Origin of the sequence: Tolypothrix sp. PCC 7712 (assembly GCF_025860405.1) — a bacterium.
GTDB lineage: Bacteria > Cyanobacteriota > Cyanobacteriia > Cyanobacteriales > Nostocaceae > Aulosira > Aulosira diplosiphon.
The window spans coordinates 4816572-4828974 of sequence record NZ_CP063785.1 but is presented as its reverse complement, the minus strand read 5'-3'; the positions used below and the strand labels follow the sequence as shown (position 1 = coordinate 4828974).

Here is a 12403-nt window from a genome sequence, read left to right as displayed (position 1 = left end):
ATTCAATAGGAAACGTAAGATTAAGTTTTCAAGGTGCTGTTTTTGGTTGCGGATAGTATAACAAATTACTCTGATTTTTCCTAGCGTCAATAAGCAACTTAGGGATTTCCAAGAAATAAATTATTCCATCTTGTGGGGCGGGCATCTTGCCTGCCACATAAACTGGGCGGACAAGATGTCCACCCCACAATAAATAATGGGATATTTTTTTATTTGGAAGTCCCTTAATATAAGTTTTCTTGCCTACTGCAAATTATTGTTGTGTATCTACACCTGTAAGCTAGTTATCTAAAAAACTGTGATTGCTTTCTCAAAAGCAGCTTTTGCTTTCTCACCAGCAGCCTTTACTTTCTCACAAGCTGCTTTTGCTTATTCAATTCGGTATATTCAGCAAGCAAAAGTAGATATTGCTTTCTCACAAGCTGCGTTTACTTATTCAATTCGGTATATTCAGCAAGCAAAAGTAGATATTGCTTTCTCACAAGCTGCGTTTACTTATTCAATTCGGTATATTTAGCAAGCAAAAGCAGATATTTCTTTCTCACAAGCTGCTTTTGCTTTCTCCTTTGCGTAATTTCCTCAAAAATCTCATTATTACTATGTAACTAAATTTCTAGGCTTTTCAAGTTACAAGTAATTTGTTATACTATGCCCTAATCCACACAGCACCTTGAAAACTGAATATCAAGTTTCCCGTTGAAAACAATAGTGTTTATTTTAACTATTGACACTTAAATTTTTCGCGGGGGTAGGCTAATCTCTGAAACCCTTAGAGTACTCCAAGTAAAAAAATGCTCAATTGTCATTGCGAATGGAGCAAAGCGGAATGTTCGCGTAGCGTTCCCGCAGGGTAGCAATCGCATAGACTCGCTCGTAGTTGCAAGATTTTGCGATTGCTTCTCTGCGAGACGCTACGCGAACGCTACACTCCGTTTCGCTCGCAATGACAGGTTTTGGATCGTTTATTTTTTGGAACACTCTTATTCTTTCGTTGACCCCCGCGAAAGCCTTGCTGGGTATAAGTTTGAACTACCTCCAACTATGTCTAATTGTCAATAATTTATGCTTGTTGACAAGCAAATTAGACCCCCCGCGAAAATGGGTATCTGTAACCCTTTCTGGGTAAAGCTTCTAGAAAGGTAGGGTTTTCAAATCATTACCCCTAACGGGGATGGAAACAAGGCAATGATTCAAGCAGACTTAACCTATATTTTCCCAGTTTTCAAATCATTACCCCTAACGGGGATGGAAACTTAAGCACCACGATTCTGCGTGACGAAACTAAAAACGTCTCCTGTTTTCAAATCATTACCCCTAACGGGGACTAAAACAGCCATGAAAAACTCAGCAAATATTTGACGGTGCGTTACGCTGGCGCGATAACACACCCTACCCAACTACTAAATGTGATAGAAAAATGTTGATATCCCAGCGATCAGTTTTTTGCACATTAAACGGGTTTTTTAACCGCCTGCTGCTGCTGCTTGGTTAATTCGATCATCTCTTCAAAACCAAAGCGATCAACTAAATCAGTTAAGGCTTTGGCAAGGCGATCGCTCTTTTGTGGAATTTGCTCAATTAATCTCAATACTTCTTTGCTATTAACTCTTAGCGCGGCTTGATGCAGTTGTTCTATCCATTCTCTCGGCATCAGTTCTAAGTCTGCAACTGTTAATGAGTTGGTTGGGGTGGATGCACTATTAGTAGAACCAATTTCTATATTTTGCTGTTGGTTCGCTTCTTGGGCGTAAACGTAGCGCACACCTAAGTGTTCCGCCATCTTGTCAAAAATGATATTTGCCCGCAAGGGTTTACGCACAAAGTCATCAAAGCCTAAGGATAAGGCTGTTAACCTGTCTTCTTCAAAGGCGCTACCAGTTAAAGCTACAATGACTGGGGGCTGATTACCTGCGGCTTTAATATGTTGAGTGGTTTCAAAGCCGTTCATTACAGGCATTCTAATATCCATCCAGATGAAATGGGGTGCCCAACTTTCCCAAAGTGCGATCGCAGCTTCGCCGTTGACTGCTTCTTTAACTTCAAAGCCGATGGGGGTTAATAATTCTACCAATAACCGCCGATTTTCTAGTTTATCTTCCACAATCAAAATCCGATAACTAGATTGCCCTGGTTCTAAGCCGATGACTTGGCGAGTTTCTTGGGGAGTAGGTAAAGTATCTAAAATTACTGCACGGGTGGGGATATCAAAGGTAAAAGTTGAGCCTTTGCACAGTTCGCTATTCACCCTTAAATCTCCCCCCATGAGCCGCACAAATCGCTGACTGATGGGTAATCCTAAGCCTGTGCCTTCCTGAGATTTATAACCTGTTTCAGTTTGCACAAATGGCTCAAATAACTTCTCAAAATCCTTTGAAGCAATGCCGCAGCCTGTATCTTCAACGCTGAAGCGCAGGGTAACTTCTTGGTTGGGAATGATGATTTGTTCCCCAGCATTTACGCGTAATGTTACTGTGCCAGATTGTGTAAATTTAATCGCGTTGCCGATGAGATTCACTAGCACCTGACGAATTTTACTTTCATCGGCGTGGATATATTGGGGAACTGTGGGCGATCGCAGGGCAATTAACTGTAAGCCTTTAGATTGGGCTTTGAGTGCAAACATTTGTTGCAAGCGTTCTACCAAGTTCCACAAGTCAAAATTGGTTTCGTTGAGGGTGACGCGACCGGCTTCAATTTTGGACATTTCTAAGACATCATTAATTAATGTCAGCAAGTCTTCGCCACTGCGGTTAATTGTATCTATATAGTCTTGCTGCTGAGGATTAAGTGAGTGATTTCGCAGCAGCAGTTGGGTAAAGCCCAGAATAATATTGAGGGGAGTTCTCAGTTCATGGCTCATGTTTGAGAGAAACTGACTCTTAGCTAAGTTAGCCGCATCCGCCGCCTCTTTAGCTTGCTTGAGGGCAATTTCTGTCTTTTTCAGCTTGCTAATATCACGGGCTACCCACAATACTGTATTCTCAGACAATGGGGAAACACTGGCTAAAAACCAAGTTTCGCGATTCTTCACAGCTAAGTGATATTCCAAGTAAACACTCTTGCGCGATTTATCAGGTTTATCAGGCTGTTCTCGCAACAGCAGTGCTTGTTGAATCGCATCATAGATCAGATTGGCAACATCTTTGGGTAAAACTTCGTGAACTGTTTTCCCAGCCCGGTCTACATCTGGTTTATATGTATAGGATTGGGTTTGCACATATTTGAGGTAACGTCCCTCGCTATCAAACACCACAACCATATCCGTCATCGCAGCGAACATTAACCGCAGTTCCGCTTCGGATTTAGATAACGCCGCCTCTGCTTTTTGGCGATCGCGAATTTCTTGCTGAAGTTGAGCATTTTTCTCGCCTAGTTCTGTAGTTCTTTCAGTTACACGGCTTTCTAATTCTTCGTTGGTTTGGGCTAAAGCGTCAAAGGAGGCGCGCAATTGTAACGCCATTTGGTTAAAAGACTTTGCCAAATCGTTTAACTCGGTGGTGCTTTGCACAGCCACTCTTTGATTCAAATTACCAGATGCGATCGCTTTGGCTGCACTTCCCAGTTTTAAAATCGGCTGAGTAATCCAACGCGCCGTTAACATCCCCAATCCCGTTGCCAGTATAAATGCGGCTAGGCAAAGTATAATCGTTGTCCGAGTATTGGCATTGATTTGATCCATGAAATCAGCTTCTGGAACCACCACCACAATCAGCCAATCCAAACCCTGCTGAGTTTTCATTGGCAGAAGTTGTAAAAATTGCCTTTGACCTTTAATGTCAAAATCTAATTGTTGTGGTTGAGCAATTTTGGTGAACTTGCCAAAGTGTTGCTGCAAATATGCAGCAGTGTTGCGCGTCAATGGATCTTTGCTATCCACCGCCTGGATGCGCCGAGGATTTTGCTTGGTAATCGGCGCTTGGGGATTTTCAATTTCGTAGGGTTGTTGAGTGGTAGAACTCCCAACCAGTAATCCTGTTTGCGGCTCAACAATAAAAGTCACACCAGAACGTCCAATTTTTAACTCTCTGAGAAATTGGCTAATCTCTATCAAAGAAAAATCTACAGCCGCCACACCCAGCAGATTATTACGATTATCGTATATAGGCAAGCTAGCATTTAAGACAAATTTAGGTGTTGCAAATAGTCGATAAATTCCCCCCCAGTTCGCTGTTTTGGACTTAACTGCTGAGGTATACCAAGGACGAGTTCGCGGATCGTAATTAGGTCTAAATCTTAAAAGTTTTGTATGATTTCCCGGCCTATCTGCGGCATAAATGCGGATTTCGTGATTAGTAGATTCCCCAGAAATTTTTACTTGAAAGCCTCCATGATCACCCTTTTCTACAGCAACATGTTCGCCATAGTTAGAACCAATATAAACCGCCGTCACTGTATTAAATGTTTCAATTTGATACCAAAGGTGTCTTTCTAATGCTGCTAAATCTTGTAAATTTATTTCACCCAAGCGGATAGCATTCGCATTTAGTTGGTTAATTTTATGAGGCGTTTCTACATAAGTTTGGAGATACTGCTGAATGCGAGATGTAATTTCACTGCGGAGTCGAATTGCTACGTCATTAACTGCGCGTTGCCCATTGTAAATTGATAACCATCCAGTCAACCCAACAGCCAAAGAAATTTGCAAGATAAAAGGCACCACTAGCACATGACGCAAGTGTAAACTTTTAACAGCTTTCGCAAATTTATGCTTGAAAGGACGCATCTTTTAACTCCTGCAATGAAACAGGTTGTTGACTGTTGACTGTTGACTGTTAACCGCTAACAACCCTTCATGTAAAATTTCGCAAATCATTTAAGATTGCTACATTTTTTACTTGGGGATTTCCAGAAATTAAATTATCCAATTTTCGGATAGAAGACCATAATTGTTTCTGCCTCCTCTGCTTTTTATTTACCAGTTCCTTATCAGCCTCTGAAAGCGAACTTATTTATCAGCTAGTCTCAAAAAAATTATGCAGCCAGTCTCAACTTTTTTGATTCCAGCTAAAAACCTTACACATAACCGTCAAAAATATTAATAAATGTAAATTGTAGAATGTATTCACGAAAAGTTTGTGAATCCTGCTAATAAAATTAATTTCAGTATAGCAATCTCATTTGATTAATAAAATTTATTAAAATTCTGACCCATGACCAATTAGCAATTTCCTTTGTAATGAAAAACAATAAAGTAAAACATTTTAATAAATTTAAATTGTAAAATATCTGAGAGCGATAATTAATGATTCTCTGAGCCAGTTGAGAAGTATGCAAATTACCCAGTCCAGCAAAGGAGATATTCTCATCATTGATGACACCCTAGATAACCTGCGTTTACTATCAGCAATGCTGACAGAACAAGGTTATGAAGTGCGGAGTGTTACTAATGGTGCGATGGCATTAATTGGCATCAAAGCTCAACCACCAGATTTAATTTTGCTCGATATTAGTATGCCAGGAATGAGTGGGTATGAAGTGTGTGAGCATCTTAAATCTGACCCCCAAACACAAGAAATTCCTGTAATTTTTATTAGTGCTTTAAATGAGGTATTCGATAAAGTCAAAGCCTTTGCTGTGGGTGGTGTAGATTTTATTACTAAACCTTTTCAAATTGAAGAAGTTCTCGCCCGCATCGAAGTACAGCTAAAACTTTGCCGCTTACAATTGCAACTCCAAGAACAAAATCAGCGCTTACAAGAACAAGAAGCAGAACTCAGGCGATCGCTTGAACAAGAACGGGCGCTAAATCAACGGATTGAGGAAATGGTAGCCCTAGAAGAACGCAATCGCATCGCCCGCGATATCCATGATTCTTTGGGACATTCTTTAGTAGCGCTAAATGTGCAAATGGAAACAGTGTTAACACTTTGGCACAGCGATTCTGAACGGGCATGGCAGTTTTTAGTCGAAGCCAAAAAACTTGGTTCCGCAGCCCTGAGAGAAGTGAGAGAATCAGTTTCCGCCATTCGTTCCGATCCACTCCAAGGACAATTACTCGAAACTGCGATCGCCAACCTTGCCGAGGAATTTTCTCACCTCACCGATATCCAACCAGACTGCGAAATTGATTTATCACAACCCTTATCTAATACCGTGAATCATGTAGTATTTCGCATTATTCAGGAAGGATTAACTAATATTTATAAATATGCCAACGCCACAAAAGTACAAATCAAAATCCAAACCAGAAATGATGGATTATTACTGTTACTGCAAGATAACGGCCAAGGCTTCGATTCCGATCAAGCCGTGACAGGCTTCGGACTGCAAGGAATGCGCGAACGCACCGCCGCAATGGGCGGACAGCTAGATATCTTCAGTAAACCCAGTGCTGGGTGCCGAATTATGGCACACTTTCCCAGGGGGGAGGAGTAGGGACTGGGGACTGGGGATTGGGGACTGGGGATTGGGGAACTCGGGGCCCCCTCTGGGGATAAGGGGTAATGGGGATTGGGGAGATGAGGGAGATGAGGGGGATGAGGGAGCAATAAGGTTTGCTAAAACAAATCAATTGACGTTTAAATCTTGTAGAGACGCGATTCATCGCGTCTCCACAACCCCAAAATCATGACGAAAAATTCCTAACCCAACCATATTGGGAAGATAAGGAAGCAGAGGGAGAAATAATAAATGCCTAATACTAAACATCTAACACCAAACACTCAATGCCCAATGCCCCATGCCCCATCCCCCATGCCCAACTTGATTAAAGTCTTACTTGTTGAAGATCAAGAAATTGTGCGGCAGGGTTTGAAGACGCTTTTGGAGTCAAAGCCGGGTTTGCAAGTGGTGGGTGAGGCAAATAATGGCAAAAGTGCGATCGCACAACTGAAAACATTACAGCAAATTAACCAATTTCCTGATGTAGTGCTGATGGATATCCGAATGCCTGAGATGAATGGTGTACAGGCTACAAAGATAATTTGTCAGCAATTTCCAGATATTAAAGTTTTGGTTCTGACTACATTTAACGATACAGATTATGTTGCCGAAGCGCTGCGTTTTGGTGCTAAGGGATATTTGTTAAAAGATACTCCCGCCGATGAACTTGCCAAAGCAATTCAATCAGTTCACCAAGGCTATACCCAATTTGGGCCGGGAATTGTCGAAAAAGTGATTGCAGAAAACTCTTTGACAAAGGCAAACTCATCCAAGCCATTACCACCAGGCTTAACACAATTAACAGACAGAGAACGAGAAGTATTGTTATTGCTAGCAGCAGGCGCAAATAACCGCGAAATTGCCCAAAACCTGCATTTATCTGAAGGAACCGTGAGAAATCACATCACACATATTTTAACGAGAATGAACCTGCGCGATCGCACCCAAGCTGCGATCGTTGCTAATTCCTACCGCAGTTGGTTAGAAAACACTGAAACCTCAAATAATTCGTAATTTTTCATTCAACATATACACAAAAATATCAAAACCCCTCTCATTATTTGAAAGGGGTTGTGCAGAAGCTTATTAAAATCACATTCAGATTAATAATACCAATTTAAAAAAATGCGCCAGATTTTAGGGGCAAGGCACTGCCCAGTGGTGTCAACTTAATGTGAAACCCGCTCTTGTGCAAGGTTTCGCCCTCACCCCCAGCCCCTCTTCCACGGGGAGAAGGGAGCCAGAGATTTAGTTCCCCTTCTCCTGCGGGAGAAGGGGTTAGGGGATGAGGGCGCGAGGTATTTGTACAATGGGCACTGCCTTGCCCTCTAGAATATTATTGATGTGTCACAAATATTATTTGATTTTGTATAAATTTATCTGAGAATTTAAATGTGATTTGGAAGAGATAACCTGATTTGATAAAATACCTAAATTTTACCAAATCAGGTTTGTAACTCTAAGAATTAGTTACCAACAAACAAACCTTGACCAGCACTGCTGATGATATCTTGAGCATTAACCAAAGTGGTAGTACCAGCACCACCAGGCCCTGCAACTGTTTGTTGACCTACTGCCAGATTTTTTTGTTCAAAGCTGCTACCAGTGACTAAACCAAGACTTTGACCACCACCTAAAACAATTCCAAAACCACCAGCAACGTTATCTAATTCATCTTCAGATAATTCAACAGCAGCAATGTTCTTAATTTCGTTAGACATGATTTTACTCCTTGCGATTTAATGAATTAATGTGTAATTTCAAATGAGAGATAGAAGGGAAAACCTGGTATTCATGAGATATTAACCAGGTTGTTAATGATGAGAATTATTGACCTACGAACAGCCCTTGACCAGCACTGCTGATGATATCTTGAGCGTTAACCAAAGTTGTTGTACCAGCACCACCAGGGCCTGCAACTGTTTGTTGACCTACTGCCAGATTTTTTTGTTGGAAGCTGCTACCAGTGACTAAACCAAGACTTTGACCGCCACCTAAAACAATTCCAAATCCACCAGCAACGTTATCTAATTCATCTTCAGATAATTCAACAGCAGCAATGTTCTTAATTTCGTTAGACATGATTTTACTCCTGGCAATTTAATCAGTTAATGTGTAATTTCAAATGAAAGATAGAAGGGAGAACCTGGTATTCATGAGATATTAACCAGGTTATTTATGATGAGAATTATTGACCAACAAACAAACCTTGACCAGCACTGCTGATGATATCTTGAGCATTAACTAAAGTTGTAGTACCAGCACCACCAGGGCCTGCAACTGTTTGCTGACCTACTGCCAGATTTTTTTGTTCAAAGCTGCTACCAGTGACTAAACCAAGACTTTGACCGCCACCTAAAACAATTCCAAATCCACCAGCAACGTTATCTAATTCATCTTCAGATAATTCAACAGCAGCGATGTTTTTAATTTCGTTAGACATGATTTTGCTCCTTGCAATTTAATCAATTAATGTGTGATTTCAAATGAGAGATAGAAGAGATAACCTGGTATTCATGAGATATTAACCAGGTTATTTATGATGAGAATTATTGACCAACAAACAAACCTTGACCAGCACTGCTGATGATATCTTGAGCATTAACTAAAGTTGTAGTACCAGCACCACCAGGGCCTGCAACTGTTTGTTGACCTACTGCCAGATTTTTTTGTTGGAAGCTGCTATTGGTAAATAGACCAAGATTTTGTCCGCCACCCAGAACAATTCCATCAAATCCACCAGCAACGTTATCTAATTCATCTTCAGATAATTCAACAGCAGCGATGTTTTTGATTTCGTTAGACATGATTTTGCTCCTTGCAATTTAATGAGTTGATGTGTAATTTCAAATGAAAGATAGAAGAGAGAACCTGGTATGATGAAATATTTAATTTTGACCAAACCAGGTTTGTAACTTTAAGAATTAGTTACCAACAGTTAGTACTTGTCCGGCATTGCTGAAGATTTCTTGAGCATTAACCAAAGTGGTAGTACCAGCACCGCCAGGCCCTGCAACTGTTTGTTGACCTACTGCCAGATTTTTTTGTTGGAAGGTGGCACCAGTACCTAAGGAGAGGTTTTGTCCATCACCAAGAACTATTCCAAATCCACCAGCAACGTTATCTAATTCATCTTCAGAAAGTTCAATAGCAGCAATGTTTTTAATTTCGTTAGACATGATTTTGTTCCTTGCAATTTAATCAGTTAATGTGTAATTTCAAATGAGAGATAGAAGGGAGAACCTGGTATTCATGAGATATTAACCAGGTTGTTAATGATGAGAATTATTGACCTACGAACAGCCCTTGACCAGCACTGCTGATGATATCTTGAGCGTTAACCAAAGTTGTTGTACCAGCACCACCAGGCCCTGCAACTGTTTGTTGACCTACTGCCAGATTTTTTTGTTGGAAGCTGCTATTGGTAAATAGACCAAGATTTTGTCCGCCACCCAGAACAATTCCATCAAATCCACCAGCAACGTTATCTAATTCATCTTCAGATAATTCAACAGCAGCGATGTTTTTGATTTCGTTAGACATGATTTTGCTCCTTGCAATTTAATGAGTTGATGTGTAATTTCAAATGAAAGATAGAAGAGAGAACCTGGTATGATGAAATATTTAATTTTGACCAAACCAGGTTTGTAACTTTAAGAATTAGTTACCAACAGTTAGTACTTGTCCGGCATTGCTGAAGATTTCTTGAGCATTAACCAAAGTGGTAGTACCAGCACCGCCAGGCCCTGCAACTGTTTGTTGACCTACTGCCAGATTTTTTTGTTGGAAGGTGGCACCAGTACCTAAGGAGAGGTTTTGTCCATCACCAAGAACTATTCCAAATCCACCAGCAACGTTATCTAATTCATCTTCAGAAAGTTCAATAGCAGCAATGTTTTTAATTTCGTTAGACATGATTTTGTTCCTTGCAATTTAATCAGTTAATGTGTAATTTCAAATGAGAGATAGAAGAGATAACCTGGTGTTGATAAACTATTGAGTTGTGAGCTAACCAGGTTTTTAGAGGGATAATTAGTTACCAACAGTTAGGACTTGACCAGCATCGCTGAAGATTTCTTGAGCGTTAATCAAAGTTGTTGTACCAGCACCGTTAGGGCCTGCAAATGTTTGTTGAGCAACTGCTAGATTTTTTTGTTGGAAGGTGGCACCAGTACCTAAAGTAAGGCTTTGTCCGTCACCAAGAATTATTCCAAATCCACCAGCAACGTTATCTAATTCATCTTCAGAAAGTTCAACAGCAACGATGTTTTTGATTTCGTGAGACATGATTTTTGTTCCTTGTTAATTGTGTGATTTTTGAGATTTTGCAGCTTGTAGAAACCAGGTTATAATTTGTTTTACTTTGGTTTGTTTTCGCTGCGCTTTTCGTTTCGCTTCATGTGTTTATAGTAGGAAATCTGCCAAAGGGAAGCATCGGCAGAAAGTTTGGATTACCAAAAGATGGATCTCAATCAAACTATCTCCAACTAAAGTTGGATATCGAAAGATGAGGTAATTTGCTGAAGCGTAGACACGCAGTGGCTTGTCGTCAGCAGACTGGGGATTGGGGACTGGGGAACTCGGGGCCCCCTCTGGGGATAAGGGGTAATGGGGATTGGGGGAGATGAGGGAGATGACAATACTGCTCGGTTAAGGATTTTCAAGTTGAAATTTGGTTTGGGGAAAAGGTGTTCGCGTAGCGTCTCCGCAGGAGAAAGGGTAAGGGTTAAAGGTTTTTTCTTGCCCCTTTTCCCCTTCCCCTTTTGCCCTTAACCGACAAGTATTGAGGGAGATGAGGGAGATGAGGGAGAAATACCAAACACCAAATTACCAATTACCCATTCCCCATTCCCCATTCCCCATTCCCCATCCCTTCACTACTGGCATTGTTGATACAATGCTAATAAAGTACATTCCCAAACCAAACGCGGTTGGGCGTAGCAAAGTAGAGATTTACGCGCTTTTTCTAGCTGTTGAATAATGCCTACGCGATACCATTTATGCCAGTAAAATTGCTGAAGATAATCAACTAACCAGAGTTGCGCTTCTGTATCTAAATCTTTATCAATCGCTTTAGCTAACTCCAAAGCCTGACGGTATGATGCAGGTGCTTTTTTCACCGCTTCGAGTAGTTCAGGGGGAATATTTTGTAATTGCTCGTAAGATGCGATCGCACTTCCTGGGCTACCTGCTGCTATACTCAGCAATGCTGGATTTTGCAAAACTTCTCCACGTCCAGATTGAGTGAGTACTTCAGCTAAAGAGGCTCCATCTAAGCGATAAAACGGAATGCGTTGACAGCGTGACACTAATGTTGGTAATACAGCGTCAGGTGTGGGTGCAATTAAAATTAATGTCGCCTTTCCTGGTTCTTCCAAGGTTTTCAGCAAAGCATTGGCTGCTGCTTCCGCCATTGTTTCTGCTTGTTCCAGCACCACTATATTTCTTGACGCTTCTAACGGCGGACGGCCGAGAAACTCAGTAATTTCTCGAATTTGCTCTAACCTAATAACAGGTGGTGCTTTACGCTTCACACCTTTATCTGCTGCTTCCTTTGCTGTTAGCCTTTGACCTTGATATTGGTAAGTTGGCTCTACCCACAATACATCCGGGTGGTTACCTTGCAGCAAGCGATTATGTAAAAATCCACTTAATTTTGTCTCTACATCACTAGCAAATAGCAACTCAATAAAGCACCTTGCGGCTAAACTCCGTCCCACCCCATCCGTCCCCACAAATAGATAAGCTGGTGCAACACGATTTTGTTTCACAGCCTGAGTCAGTAACTCTATCGCTTGCTGTTGACCTATAAGTGGTGCAAATGGATCATTTGTCATTGGTCATTTGTCATTTGTCATTTGGTAATAGGTAATTGGTAATGGGTAATTGGTAATTGGGTGTTTGGTGTTTGGTATTTCTCCCTCATCCCCCTCATCTCCCTCATCTCCCTCATCTCCCTCATCTCCCCCAATCCCCATTACCCCTTATCCCCAGAGGGGGCCCCGAGTTCCCCAGTCCCCAA

Annotated in this window: 14 protein-coding genes; 3 read left to right on the top strand and 11 right to left on the bottom strand. The window is 41.2% G+C overall.

What is annotated here, in order from left to right; translation table 11 throughout:
• Positions 1 to 298 precede the first annotated feature (298 nt).
• Positions 299 to 517 carry a hypothetical protein gene (locus tag HGR01_RS19765; protein ID WP_045873978.1) on the top strand — a complete coding sequence of 73 codons (219 nt, stop codon included), beginning with the start codon at positions 299 to 301 and terminating at the stop codon, positions 515 to 517.
• 933 nt (positions 518 to 1450) lie between these two features.
• On the opposite strand, the gene HGR01_RS19760 is transcribed toward HGR01_RS19765, so the two are convergent.
• Positions 1451 to 4723, bottom strand: a complete 3273-nt coding sequence (locus HGR01_RS19760) for an ATP-binding protein (protein WP_045873977.1) — start codon at positions 4721 to 4723, stop codon at positions 1451 to 1453.
• A 545-nt stretch (positions 4724 to 5268) separates the two neighbouring features.
• On the opposite strand from HGR01_RS19760, the gene HGR01_RS19755 reads away from it, so the two are divergent.
• A complete protein-coding gene (locus tag HGR01_RS19755; protein ID WP_045873976.1) occupies positions 5269 to 6375 on the top strand; it encodes a response regulator in 1107 nt (368 codons plus the stop codon).
• Positions 6376 to 6702: 327 nt separating this feature from the next.
• Complete coding sequence (locus tag HGR01_RS19750; protein ID WP_045873997.1) at positions 6703 to 7395, top strand: response regulator transcription factor; 693 nt, start codon at positions 6703 to 6705, stop codon at positions 7393 to 7395.
• 452 nt (positions 7396 to 7847) lie between these two features.
• Here HGR01_RS19750 and HGR01_RS19745 read toward each other — a convergent pair whose 3' ends face one another.
• The 10 genes from HGR01_RS19745 to HGR01_RS19700 all read right to left on the bottom strand — a co-directional run bounded on the left by HGR01_RS19745 (position 7848) and on the right by HGR01_RS19700 (position 12359).
• Entirely contained in the window at positions 7848 to 8102 is a 255-nt protein-coding gene (locus HGR01_RS19745) for a CTB family bacteriocin (RefSeq protein WP_045873975.1), read from the bottom strand.
• Positions 8103 to 8208: 106 nt separating this feature from the next.
• Positions 8209 to 8463: a CTB family bacteriocin gene (locus HGR01_RS19740; RefSeq protein WP_045873974.1), complete on the bottom strand. Its 255-nt coding sequence runs from the start codon at positions 8461 to 8463 to the stop codon at positions 8209 to 8211.
• A gap of 106 nt (positions 8464 to 8569) precedes the next feature.
• Positions 8570 to 8824 (bottom strand): CTB family bacteriocin, encoded by a 255-nt coding sequence (locus HGR01_RS19735; protein WP_045873973.1) that lies wholly within the window; start codon positions 8822 to 8824, stop codon positions 8570 to 8572.
• Between the two features lie 106 nt (positions 8825 to 8930).
• Positions 8931 to 9188 carry a CTB family bacteriocin gene (locus HGR01_RS19730; protein WP_045873971.1) on the bottom strand — a complete coding sequence of 86 codons (258 nt, stop codon included), beginning with the start codon at positions 9186 to 9188 and terminating at the stop codon, positions 8931 to 8933.
• Positions 9189 to 9305: 117 nt separating this feature from the next.
• Entirely contained in the window at positions 9306 to 9560 is a 255-nt protein-coding gene (locus tag HGR01_RS19725) for a CTB family bacteriocin (protein ID WP_045873970.1), read from the bottom strand.
• Positions 9561 to 9666: 106 nt separating this feature from the next.
• Positions 9667 to 9924 carry a CTB family bacteriocin gene (locus HGR01_RS19720; RefSeq protein WP_045873971.1) on the bottom strand — a complete coding sequence of 86 codons (258 nt, stop codon included), beginning with the start codon at positions 9922 to 9924 and terminating at the stop codon, positions 9667 to 9669.
• Positions 9925 to 10041: 117 nt separating this feature from the next.
• Positions 10042 to 10296 (bottom strand): CTB family bacteriocin, encoded by a 255-nt coding sequence (locus HGR01_RS19715; protein WP_045873970.1) that lies wholly within the window; start codon positions 10294 to 10296, stop codon positions 10042 to 10044.
• A gap of 117 nt (positions 10297 to 10413) precedes the next feature.
• Positions 10414 to 10668 carry a CTB family bacteriocin gene (locus HGR01_RS19710; protein ID WP_045873969.1) on the bottom strand — a complete coding sequence of 85 codons (255 nt, stop codon included), beginning with the start codon at positions 10666 to 10668 and terminating at the stop codon, positions 10414 to 10416.
• 590 nt (positions 10669 to 11258) lie between these two features.
• Complete coding sequence (locus HGR01_RS19705) at positions 11259 to 12218, bottom strand: DNA polymerase III subunit delta' (protein ID WP_045873968.1); 960 nt, start codon at positions 12216 to 12218, stop codon at positions 11259 to 11261.
• A gap of 3 nt (positions 12219 to 12221) precedes the next feature.
• Positions 12222 to 12359 carry a hypothetical protein gene (locus tag HGR01_RS19700; protein ID WP_155539600.1) on the bottom strand — a complete coding sequence of 46 codons (138 nt, stop codon included), beginning with the start codon at positions 12357 to 12359 and terminating at the stop codon, positions 12222 to 12224.
• Between the last annotated feature and the right edge of the window lie 44 nt (positions 12360 to 12403).

Bases quoted from the DNA above. Each gene is read 5' to 3' on its own strand.
- HGR01_RS19760 (WP_045873977.1), bottom strand. From the start codon at position 4,723: ATGCGTCCTTTCAAGCATAAATTTGCGAAAGCTGTTAAAAGTTTACAC.
- HGR01_RS19755 (WP_045873976.1), top strand. From the start codon at position 5,269: ATGCAAATTACCCAGTCCAGCAAAGGAGATATTCTCATCATTGATGAC.
- HGR01_RS19745 (WP_045873975.1), bottom strand. From the start codon at position 8,102: ATGTCTAACGAAATTAAGAACATTGCTGCTGTTGAATTATCTGAAGAT.
- HGR01_RS19740 (WP_045873974.1), bottom strand. From the start codon at position 8,463: ATGTCTAACGAAATTAAGAACATTGCTGCTGTTGAATTATCTGAAGAT.
- HGR01_RS19735 (WP_045873973.1), bottom strand. From the start codon at position 8,824: ATGTCTAACGAAATTAAAAACATCGCTGCTGTTGAATTATCTGAAGAT.
- HGR01_RS19730 (WP_045873971.1), bottom strand. From the start codon at position 9,188: ATGTCTAACGAAATCAAAAACATCGCTGCTGTTGAATTATCTGAAGAT.
- HGR01_RS19725 (WP_045873970.1), bottom strand. From the start codon at position 9,560: ATGTCTAACGAAATTAAAAACATTGCTGCTATTGAACTTTCTGAAGAT.
- HGR01_RS19720 (WP_045873971.1), bottom strand. From the start codon at position 9,924: ATGTCTAACGAAATCAAAAACATCGCTGCTGTTGAATTATCTGAAGAT.
- HGR01_RS19715 (WP_045873970.1), bottom strand. From the start codon at position 10,296: ATGTCTAACGAAATTAAAAACATTGCTGCTATTGAACTTTCTGAAGAT.
- HGR01_RS19710 (WP_045873969.1), bottom strand. From the start codon at position 10,668: ATGTCTCACGAAATCAAAAACATCGTTGCTGTTGAACTTTCTGAAGAT.
- HGR01_RS19705 (WP_045873968.1), bottom strand. From the start codon at position 12,218: ATGACAAATGATCCATTTGCACCACTTATAGGTCAACAGCAAGCGATA.
- HGR01_RS19700 (WP_155539600.1), bottom strand. From the start codon at position 12,359: ATGGGGATTGGGGGAGATGAGGGAGATGAGGGAGATGAGGGAGATGAG.